The sequence below is a fragment of the Streptomyces sp. NPDC059567 genome (assembly GCF_042735655.1).
In the GTDB taxonomy this organism is placed as follows: Bacteria; Actinomycetota; Actinomycetes; order Streptomycetales; family Streptomycetaceae; genus Streptomyces.
Map to the genome: position 1 here is coordinate 23,985 of NZ_JBHWBS010000088.1, position 8,916 is coordinate 32,900.

Sequence of the window (8,916 nt, forward strand, 5' to 3'; positions counted from 1 at the left end):
TGGCATGAAGCGCTTCGCAGACAGTGTTCGACATATCGAACGAGTACGGAGGGGGAGTTGCGGTCCGGGCCCGCCGGGGATCAGCCGGCGTAGGGGTCGGGGGTCGTCCCCGGCCTGGCCAGGAACTCGAAGTCGCAGCCCGTGTCGGCCTGGGAGATCTGCTCCATGTAGAGCGCACCGTAGCCGCGCTCGTACCGCGCCGGCGGAGGTGTCCACGCCCGCCGGCGCTGCTCCAGCTCCTCGTCCGGGACCTCCAGACGGAGCGTCCTCGCCTCGACGTCGAGCGTGATGACGTCCCCGGTGCGCACCAGCGCGAGCGGGCCGCCCACATGCGACTCGGGGGCGACGTGCAGCACGCACGTGCCGTAACTCGTGCCGCTCATCCGGGCGTCGGAGATCCGCACCATGTCCCGTACTCCCTGCTCCAGGAGATGGCGGGGGATCGGCAGCATCCCGTACTCCGGCATCCCCGGACCGCCCTTCGGGCCGGATCCGCGCAGCACCAGCACATGGTCGGCGGTGATGCCGAGCGCCGGGTCGTCGATGGTCCGCTGCATCGTGCGGTAGTCGTCGAAGACCACCGCGGGACCTGTGTGCTTGAGCAGGTGCGGCTCGGCGGCGATGTGCTTGATGACCGCGCCGTCCGGGCACAGGTTGCCGCGCAGCACCGCGACCCCGCCCTCGGTCGCGAGCGGCCGTTCCCGTACCCGGATCACCTCGTCGTCGTGCACGAGGGCACCGGCGAGCTGCTCCCGGAGCGTGGCGTGCGAGACCGTCGGCCGGTCGAGATGGAGCAGATCCGTCAGACGGGAGAGGAAGGCGGACATCCCGCCGGCGAAGTGGAAGTCCTCCATCAAGTACTGCCCGCCGGGCCGGAGGTTGGCGAGCACCGGCACGGTCCTGGCGATCCGGTCGAAGTCGTCCAGGGTGAGCTTCACGCCCGAGCGCCCGGCCATCGCGATCAGATGGATGACCGCGTTCGTCGAACCACCGAGGGCCAGGACGGCCGCGACCGCGTCCTCGTACGCCTCGCGGGTCAGGATCCGCGACAACCGCAGGTCCTGCCGTACGAGTTCCACGATCCGCATCCCGGAGGCGGCCGCCATCCGGTCGTGGCCCGAGTCGACCGCCGGGATCGAGGACGCTCCGGGGACCGTCACACCGAGCGTCTCGGCGGCGGCCGTCAGCGTGGACGCCGTCCCCATCGTCATGCAGTGACCGGGCGAGCGCGCCAGACCGCTCTCCAGCTCGGTCATCTCGCAGTCGCCGATCAGACCCGCGCGCTTGTCGTCCCAGTACTTCCACATGTCGGTGCCCGAGCCGAGGGTCTCCCCCCGCCAGTGGCCCGGCAGCATCGGCCCGGCGGGCAGGAAGACGGTGGGCAGGTCCACACTGGCCGCCCCCATGAGCAGCGCCGGGGTGGACTTGTCGCACCCGCCCATCAGCACCGCACCGTCGACGGGATAGGAGCGCAGCAACTCCTCGGTCTCCAGGGCGAGAAGGTTGCGGTAGAGCATCGGGGTCGGCTTCTGGAAGGTCTCCGAGAGCGTGGAGACCGGGAACTCGAGCGGGAAGCCGCCGGCCTGCCACACCCCCCGCTTCACGGCCTGCGCGCGGTCGCGCAGATGGACGTGGCAGGGGTTGATGTCCGACCAGGTGTTGAGAATCGCGATGACCGGCTTGCCGAGGTGTTCCTCGGGGAGATAGCCGAGCTGACGGGTGCGGGCGCGATGGCTGAACGATCGAAGACCGTCCGTGCCGTACCACTGGTGACTGCGCAGCTCCTCGGGCGAACGGCTCATACCGGCCACCCGGCGGCTATCGAGGCGACCTCGGCCCGCTCGGACTCGGGCAACTCACGGGCGGGCGGACGGACATCACGTCGGCACAGCCCGAGGACGGCGAGCGCCTCCTTGACGACCGTGACGTTGTCGGCGCTGGCGTGGGCGGCCCGCAGCTCCTCGAAGCGGCGGATCTGCTCCCACACCTTCATCGCGGCCGGGTAGTCGCCCGCCCGCAGCGCCGTCAGCATCTCCAGGGACACGGAGGGGGCGACATTGACCAGACCCGACGTGAAGCCGGTCGCGCCGCTCGCGAAGTAGGACGGTGCGTACGGCTCGGCGAGACCCGCGACCCAGACGAAGCGGTCGAGGCCCGCGTCCCGGGAGAAGGCCGCGAAGCGGGAGGCGTCGGGAACGGCGTACTTCACCCCGATGACGTTCGGGCACGCGGCGCCGAGCTCGGCGAGACGCGCGCCGTTCAGCTGGGCGTTGCGGAGGTACGGGACGATGCCGAGCCCGGGCACGGCATCGGCGATGGCCCGGTGGTAGTCGACCCAGCCGCTCTCGGAGACGTACGGATGGACGGGCTGATGGACCATCAGCATCGCGGCACCCACGTCACGGGCGTGTCGGGCGGCCTCGATCGCGGTGGGAATGTCGTGTCCGACGCCCACCAGCACCGCAGCGCGGTCACCCGCTTCCTCGACGGTCAACTCCGTGACCAGGCGCCGCTCTTCGGGGGTGAGGGCGTAGAACTCGCCGGTGTTGCCGTTCGGCGTGAGTGTCCGTACGCCACCGTCGAGGAGCCGGCGCAGCAGCATGCGGTGCGCTGCCGTGTCGAGGGAGCCGTCCTCGGCGAAGGGGGTCACGGGGATGGCCACGACATCGGCCAGCGCGGCCTTCATGGACTCGAAGGCCATGGTCACTCACTCTCCTGCGGGAAGGCGCGCTCGACGAACGAGGCGATGTGGTCATGAACGGCCCGGCCCGCGCCGTCGACGTCTCCGACGACTGCCAGACGCAGGATCTCCTCGTGCTCGGCGGCCTCCCGCTCCCAGGAGGGAACGGCGGCCCACGCCACGGTCGAGACCAGAGCGGCCTGGTCGCGGACCTCGTCGAGCATCGAGCCCAGCAGCGGGTTGCCGCACGGGACGTAGAGAGCCCGGTGGAAGTCCCGGTTGGCCAGCGACCGTTCGGCCGGATCGTCGGCCACCGAGGCCCGGTGCAGTGCCTCGCGCGCCGTGTCGAGCGGGGCCGCGGAGGCGACGGTACGCCGCACCGCCTCCGGCTCCAGCAGCAGCCGCACGTCGTATACGGATCGCGCCATGTCCGCGTCGACCATGCGGACGGTCGCGCCCTTGTACTGACTCATCACCACGAGCCCACTGCCCGCGAGGGTCTTCAACGCCTCGCGCACCGGAGTCTTCGACACCCCGAAACGAGCGGCGAGTTCGGTCTCCACCAAAGCCTGGCCCGGTCTGAGCCCTCCGGTCAGGATGTCGTGCTTGACCGCCTCCAGGACGTACTGGGTGCGGGAGGGTATCGGACTCGGGGCGAAGGCCATGGGCGCTCTCAGATCTCGTGTATCGCGTCTCATATATGACGTACGAAGTGCGGTGCGCATGAAGTTAGGGCTACCGCTGTGTGTCGTCAATGGTTTGCGCGGCACTTTCGGAAAGCGCTTACTGGAGGCGGGTGGTCGAACCTCCGGGCCGTCAGGGATCCGCGGCGCGGGGCCTGATGCCCCCGCAGCTCAGGACGAGGTGGGAGGAGCGGGCGGGACGACCGCGACCGGGCAGTGGGCGTGGTGCAGGACGGCGTGGGCGACCGACCCCATGAGCAGGGTCTGGACCCGGTGCCTGTGGTGGCGGCCCACGACCACGAGCCCGGCCTTCCGTGATCCCTCGACGAGCCGGCCCGCCGCGTCCGACGGGACGACGACGGGAACGACCTCGACGTCCGGGTACTGCTCGGTGAAGGGCCGTAGCCGCTTCTCCTGGTTCCGCGAGGTCTCCTCGACGAGCTCGGGAGTCTCGTCCACCGGGATCGGCGGCGGCATCTGGAGCGCGGGCGCAGGAGGGCCGACCAGCATGACCGGCGAGGGCGGGAGCCGATAGGCCGTCACCGCCTCCAGGGCCACGCCCCGTTGCCGTGCGGCGTGGAAGGCGAAGTCCAGGACCTCGTCGGAGGTCTCTTCCGGGTGGAGGCCGAGCAGGATCCTGCCCGCCTCCGTGCCGCTCTCCAGCGAGGCGTCCCGTGCCTCGTGCGGCACGACGACGACCGGGCAGGGCGCATGTGAGGCGAGCGCCCGGCTGGAGGAGCCCAGCAGCAGCGTCGCGAAACCACCACGCCCACGGGAGCCGATCACCAGGAGGCGCGCGGTCCGGGCCTCGCTCAGCAGGGCGTCCATCACGGAGCCGTCCAGCGACTCGTACCGTACGGGGACGTTCGTGCCCTGGTCCTCGATCCACCGGCGGACGCCGTCGATGACGCTGTCGGGGATCTCGGCGGTCTCGCCGAGCGAGGCGATGCGCGCGGCCCCGAGCTGGAGCGCGTCGGAGCGCACATGCGCCACCACGAGCGGGGCGTCGAGTCCGTGTGCGGCGCTCAACGCCCACTCCAGGGCGCGGTGGCTGTGCTCGGACCCGTCCACACCGACGACAACGGACTTTGCGCTCATATCGGGATTATTACCACCTGCTCGGGGCGCCACGCCGGGAGGCGGCGGGGCGCGAGAGGGGTGTCGCGGGGTCCGGCCTTCGGCGCTACGAGGTCGGCGCGCCCAGGTCGTAGCGCTCCTTGACCAGCTCCAGATGGATCCAGCTCTCCACCGCGCGCACCCCCGGCTCGGCGCGGATAGTGTCGAGGGTCGCCCGCACGGCTCCCAGGGACTCCGCCGTGACCGTGCCGACCAGCTCGGCCCGCCCGAGGCAGGCCGACAGGAAGGTCACGCGCTCCCGCCCGGCAAGGGCTCGTGCCACGGGCTCCCGCGCGCCCTCGATCCGGACGGCGAACCCGCACAGGTACCCGAGGCCCAGCAGTTCGGGGCGGACGAGCGCGAGGACCTTCACCACGCCACCGTCGAGGAGGCGCAGCGTACGGGCGCGGGTGGCGCCGGGGGAGAGGCCGGCGCGCTCGGCCAGTTCGGCGAAGGGGAGGCGGCCGTCCTGTTCGAGGGCGTCGAGGATCCGCAGGTCGGTGTCGTCGGGAGCGGGGACGGTCGGCTCGTCCGCCAGCAGGTACGGGTCCTTGAGGTGGCGGGTGCCGATCAGCGCGTCGACCACGGCGACGCCGGGCACCGAGCGCACGTGCTCGATGGTCCTCTCGAGCGCGTCGAAGCCCTCGGTGCGCAGCTCCGTCATGATCGCGCGCGGCCCGGCCGTCAGGCTGACGAAGGGCGCCTCCGGCAGGGCGGCGATCGCGTGGGCCACCGGCTCCGCGGCCCCGTCCACATCGATCGACAGGTGGGCGGACGCGGTCAGTCCGCGGACCGAGGGGTGGACGACGGCGACGACCCGGACCGCGCCGGACTCCAGCAGTCGCTGGACCCGCGCGCGTGTCGCGGGCCGGGACAGGCCGACGCGCTGGGCGAGCGTCTCGTAGGCGAGGCGCCCGTCGTCCTGGAGGGCGCGGACGACGGCCAGGTCGATGGGGTCCAGATCCACCCGGTGATCTCCTCGGCTCGATGGCCCGGGGCGGCGTTCGGGCCCGGGTCCGCAGTCATTCTCGGGCACCGGGGCGCGGCTGGACCGCGTTCGTGACATGCGTCACGGATAGCCGGTGCATCTGTCAGTGGACAGCATCCTCAGATGAATCGTAAGTTCAGTCCATCGTCAACCGACGAATCATCCGCACGAGCGAGAAGGGGGCGGTGTGAGTCAGCCCGTCGCCGTTTTCACCGACACCGATGACCTCGACCCCGCACCGGGCATGCGTCTCCTGGAGGAGGCCGGCTTCGAGGTGCGCGTGGCCGACACGCGGAACCCCGACGTCATCGCCGAGGTCGCGGCGGACGCCGTCGCCCTGATCGTCGGCTACGCGCGGATCGACGCCGCACTGCTCGACCGGCTGCCCGCCCTGCGGATCCTCGCCACGATGTCCGCCGGACACGACATGGTCGACACGGCCGAGGCCCGACGCCGCGGACTGTGGGTGGCCAACCTCCCCGACGCCGCGACCGAGGACGTCGCCGTCCACGCGCTCGCCTCCGCGCTCTCGCTCGTACGCCGCCTTCCGCAGGCCGACGCCGTCGTCCGCTCCGGTGGCTGGAACGCCGACTTCGCCCGGCAGCCCCACCTGCCGCGCCGCTCGAGCGAACTGACGCTGGGCCTCGTCGGTCTCGGCCGGATCGCCCGCTCCTTCGCGGCGCTCGCCGCCCCCGCCTTCGGGCGGGTCGCCGCCTATGACCCCCATGCCGACACCGCCCACTGGCCGGCCGGCATCGCACGGTACGACGACCTCGGCGCCCTCGCCGCCGCGAGCGACGTCCTCTCCCTGCACGTCCCGCTGACCCCGGCCACCCGCGGCCTCGTCGACGGAGCGCTGCTCGGGCGGCTGCGCCCCGGCGGCTTCCTCGTCAACGTCGCACGCGGTGAACTCATCGACCCGGACGCCCTGCTGACGGCCCTCGACACCGGCCGGCTGGCGGGCGCCGCGCTCGACGTCTTCCCCGTGGAACCGCCTCCGGCCGACGACCCGCTGCGCACCCACCCGCGGATCCAGCTCTCTCCCCACAGCGCGTTCCTGTCCGACACCTCGCGCCGCGCCTATGTGTGCGGACCCGCCGAGAACGTCCTCGCCTGGCACCGCACCGGCCGCCCGCTGACCCCCGTCGTCGACCCCACCGGTGTCGTCGACCCCGCCACCATCGCCATCGCCCCCGTCGTGGACGCGACCGCAACCGGCCCCGTCGCGGACCCGACCGCCCCCGCCCCCGAAGGAGCCGCCGCATGACCACCGCAACGCCGACGACGACCGCCGAGGAGCTCCGGCTGCGCCGTGAACTCGCCGCCGTCTACCGGCTCGTGGCCCACTTCCGGATGACCGACCTGATCTTCACCCACATCTCCCTCCGGCTGCCCGGACCCGAGCACCACTTCCTCATCAACCCGTACGGGCTGCTCTTCGAGGAGATCACCGCATCCAACCTGGTGAAGATCGACCTGGCCGGAAACCCCGTCGAACCGACCCCGTACCCCGTGAACCCGGCCGGCTTCGTCATCCACAGCGCCATCCACGCCGCCCGCGCCGACGCGCACTGCGTCCTGCACACCCACACCAAGGCCGGCTGCGCCGTGGCCGCGCAGGAGAGCGGCCTGCTCCCGCTCAACCAGATGTCGATGGAGTTCCACGACCGCGTGGGCTACCACGACTACGAGGGCGTCGCCCTCAACCTCGACGAACAGCGACGTCTCGTCGCCGACATCGGCGCCCACCCGGCGCTGATCCTGCGCAACCACGGCCTGCTGACGGTCGGTGAGACCGCCGCCCAGGCCTTCCTGCGGATGTACTGCCTGGAGCGGGCCTGCGAGATCCAGGTCACCGCCCAGGCCGGCGGCGGCCCCCTGGTGATACCGCCCGCCGAGGTCTGCGAGTACACGGCCCGACAGCTCACGGGCGAGGCCACGGCCGACTTCCAGGACGACGACGCGTACGAACTGGCCTGGGCGGCCATGCTCCGGCTCCTGGACCGGACCTGCCCGGACTACAAGGACTGAAGCGGCGGAGGGGCTCACCGGCGGCCCCGTCGCCGGTGAGAGGATGACGGAACCGTCACCGTAGAAGGGGGAGGAGCATGGCTGTGCTCATCCTGTCCGGCGTCCTCGTGCTCGCCGTCGGAGGGTGTGTCTGTGTCGTGTGGGCGGCACGCGGCGGCCCGCGCTGGGTGCGCGGTGTGGCGACCGTGACCCTGGCGGCCGGCCAACTGGTACGCCGCGCGGGCCGCACGAACCGCGACTCGAGCCTCGACCGCGGCGGCGACCGAGGCGAGTGACCGGTGCGCGGTCCTGGGACCGTGAAGATCACCGGCGCGGTCTCCCGGTCGCGGTCATCCGATCACATCCGTACCGCCGGTCCCGCATACTGATCCGCGGCGGGACCTGAGAGGCGGAACCATGAATCAACAGCAGCCGCGATACGACGTCTTGGTGTTCGGCGGCAGCGGCGTGGACACCGTGATCCGGGTCGACTCCCTGCCCGTCCCGCTCGCCGACTCGGTCCAGGTGGGTCCGATCGAGGAGTGGGCCGGACACACGGGGGGAAACGTGGCCCTCGGCACCCGGGCCCTCGGCCTCAAGGTCGCCCTGCTCGACTGCATCGGGGACGACGCGATCGGGGCACTCGTCCGTGAGCGCATGGCCGAGGGGGACGTCGAGTTCGCCCCGGTCATCTCGCCCGCCGGCACGCGCCGCGCGGTCAACCTCGTGGACGCCACGGGCCGCCGGATGTCGTTCTACGACGCCAGGGACCCCGCAGACCTGCGGATGCCCCGGGAGTTCTACCTGCCCCGATTGCGTCGCGCGCGCCACGCGCACGTGTCCATCATGAACTTCACGCGCTTCCTCTACGACGACATCGAGGCCCTGGGCGTACCCGTCTCCACCGATGTCCACGACTGGGACGGGCTCGCCGACCACCACCGGGAGTTCGCCCTCCGCTCCGATCTCGTCTTCCTCAGCGCCGAGGGGCCGGGCGAGCGCACCCCGGAGGTGATGCGGGAGATCCTGCGCGAGGGCCGCGCGGAGACCGTGGTCGCCACGGCGGGCGCGAACGGCTCCTACGTCCTCACCCGGGACGGCGATCCCACCCCGCGCCACATCCCGGCCGTCGCCCCGCCCACGCCCGTCGTCGACTCCAACGGCGCGGGCGACGCGTTCGTCAGCGGCTTCCTCTACGGCAGGCTCGCCGGCCGGGACGTCCTGGACTGCGCCCGCCTCGGCGCGGTGTCCGGTGCCCACGCCTGTACGGCCCCGGGCTCGACCGCCCTCATCACCGAGGACGCCCTCCTGGCGGCGTCCCCGGTCTGACCCCCGCCCGGGGGGGGGGGGGCCCGCGCCCCCCCCCCCCCCCGGCCCCCCCCCCCCCCCCGCGCGCGCGGGGCCGGCCTGTTGTGGTTAGTGGGGGGGGGGGGGCGCGG

Annotated in this window: 9 protein-coding genes; 4 read left to right on the plus strand and 5 right to left on the minus strand. The window is 72.1% G+C overall.

Annotated elements, in window-relative coordinates:
* Positions 1–80: 80 nt before the first annotated feature.
* From araD to ACFVZW_RS29385, 5 genes are all read right to left on the minus strand, one after another.
* On the minus strand, positions 81–1,802 hold the full coding sequence (araD, locus tag ACFVZW_RS29365) for an L-arabinonate dehydratase (protein ID WP_384527394.1): 1,722 nt from the start codon (positions 1,800–1,802) through the stop codon (positions 81–83).
* Positions 1,799–2,701 carry a dihydrodipicolinate synthase family protein gene (locus ACFVZW_RS29370; protein WP_384527398.1) on the minus strand — a complete coding sequence of 301 codons (903 nt, stop codon included), beginning with the start codon at positions 2,699–2,701 and terminating at the stop codon, positions 1,799–1,801. Before ACFVZW_RS29370 ends, araD begins: the two co-directional genes overlap by 4 nt.
* A 2-nt stretch (positions 2,702–2,703) precedes the next feature.
* Positions 2,704–3,345: a GntR family transcriptional regulator gene (locus tag ACFVZW_RS29375; protein WP_384527400.1), complete on the minus strand. Its 642-nt coding sequence runs from the start codon at positions 3,343–3,345 to the stop codon at positions 2,704–2,706.
* 189 nt (positions 3,346–3,534) lie between these two features.
* Complete coding sequence (locus ACFVZW_RS29380) at positions 3,535–4,461, minus strand: universal stress protein (RefSeq protein ID WP_384527403.1); 927 nt, start codon at positions 4,459–4,461, stop codon at positions 3,535–3,537.
* Between the two features lie 85 nt (positions 4,462–4,546).
* On the minus strand, positions 4,547–5,446 hold the full coding sequence (locus tag ACFVZW_RS29385) for an Lrp/AsnC family transcriptional regulator (protein ID WP_384527406.1): 900 nt from the start codon (positions 5,444–5,446) through the stop codon (positions 4,547–4,549).
* Between the two features lie 208 nt (positions 5,447–5,654).
* On the opposite strand from ACFVZW_RS29385, the gene ACFVZW_RS29390 reads away from it, so the two are divergent.
* The 4 genes from ACFVZW_RS29390 to ACFVZW_RS29405 all read left to right on the plus strand — a co-directional run bounded on the left by ACFVZW_RS29390 (position 5,655) and on the right by ACFVZW_RS29405 (position 8,806).
* Entirely contained in the window at positions 5,655–6,734 is a 1,080-nt protein-coding gene (locus ACFVZW_RS29390; protein ID WP_384527409.1) for a C-terminal binding protein, read from the plus strand.
* The gene (locus tag ACFVZW_RS29395) at positions 6,731–7,498 is read left to right on the plus strand and encodes a class II aldolase/adducin family protein (RefSeq protein ID WP_384527411.1); all 768 of its coding nucleotides are present in this window, start codon (positions 6,731–6,733) and stop codon (positions 7,496–7,498) included. The genes ACFVZW_RS29390 and ACFVZW_RS29395 overlap by 4 nt, the downstream gene beginning before the upstream one ends.
* A gap of 77 nt (positions 7,499–7,575) precedes the next feature.
* On the plus strand, positions 7,576–7,773 hold the full coding sequence (locus tag ACFVZW_RS29400) for a hypothetical protein (protein ID WP_384527414.1): 198 nt from the start codon (positions 7,576–7,578) through the stop codon (positions 7,771–7,773).
* A 121-nt stretch (positions 7,774–7,894) separates the two neighbouring features.
* Positions 7,895–8,806, plus strand: a complete 912-nt coding sequence (locus ACFVZW_RS29405; protein ID WP_384527417.1) for a carbohydrate kinase family protein — start codon at positions 7,895–7,897, stop codon at positions 8,804–8,806.
* Positions 8,807–8,916 lie beyond the last annotated feature (110 nt).

What these genes read in the sequence shown, in the direction of transcription:
- araD (WP_384527394.1), bottom strand. Translation starts at nt 1,802, where the DNA reads ATGAGCCGTTCGCCCGAGGAGCTGCGCAGTCACCAGTGGTACGGCACG.
- ACFVZW_RS29370 (WP_384527398.1), bottom strand. Translation starts at nt 2,701, where the DNA reads ATGGCCTTCGAGTCCATGAAGGCCGCGCTGGCCGATGTCGTGGCCATC.
- ACFVZW_RS29375 (WP_384527400.1), bottom strand. Translation starts at nt 3,345, where the DNA reads ATGGCCTTCGCCCCGAGTCCGATACCCTCCCGCACCCAGTACGTCCTG.
- ACFVZW_RS29380 (WP_384527403.1), bottom strand. Translation starts at nt 4,461, where the DNA reads ATGAGCGCAAAGTCCGTTGTCGTCGGTGTGGACGGGTCCGAGCACAGC.
- ACFVZW_RS29395 (WP_384527411.1), top strand. Translation starts at nt 6,731, where the DNA reads ATGACCACCGCAACGCCGACGACGACCGCCGAGGAGCTCCGGCTGCGC.
- ACFVZW_RS29400 (WP_384527414.1), top strand. Translation starts at nt 7,576, where the DNA reads ATGGCTGTGCTCATCCTGTCCGGCGTCCTCGTGCTCGCCGTCGGAGGG.
- ACFVZW_RS29405 (WP_384527417.1), top strand. Translation starts at nt 7,895, where the DNA reads ATGAATCAACAGCAGCCGCGATACGACGTCTTGGTGTTCGGCGGCAGC.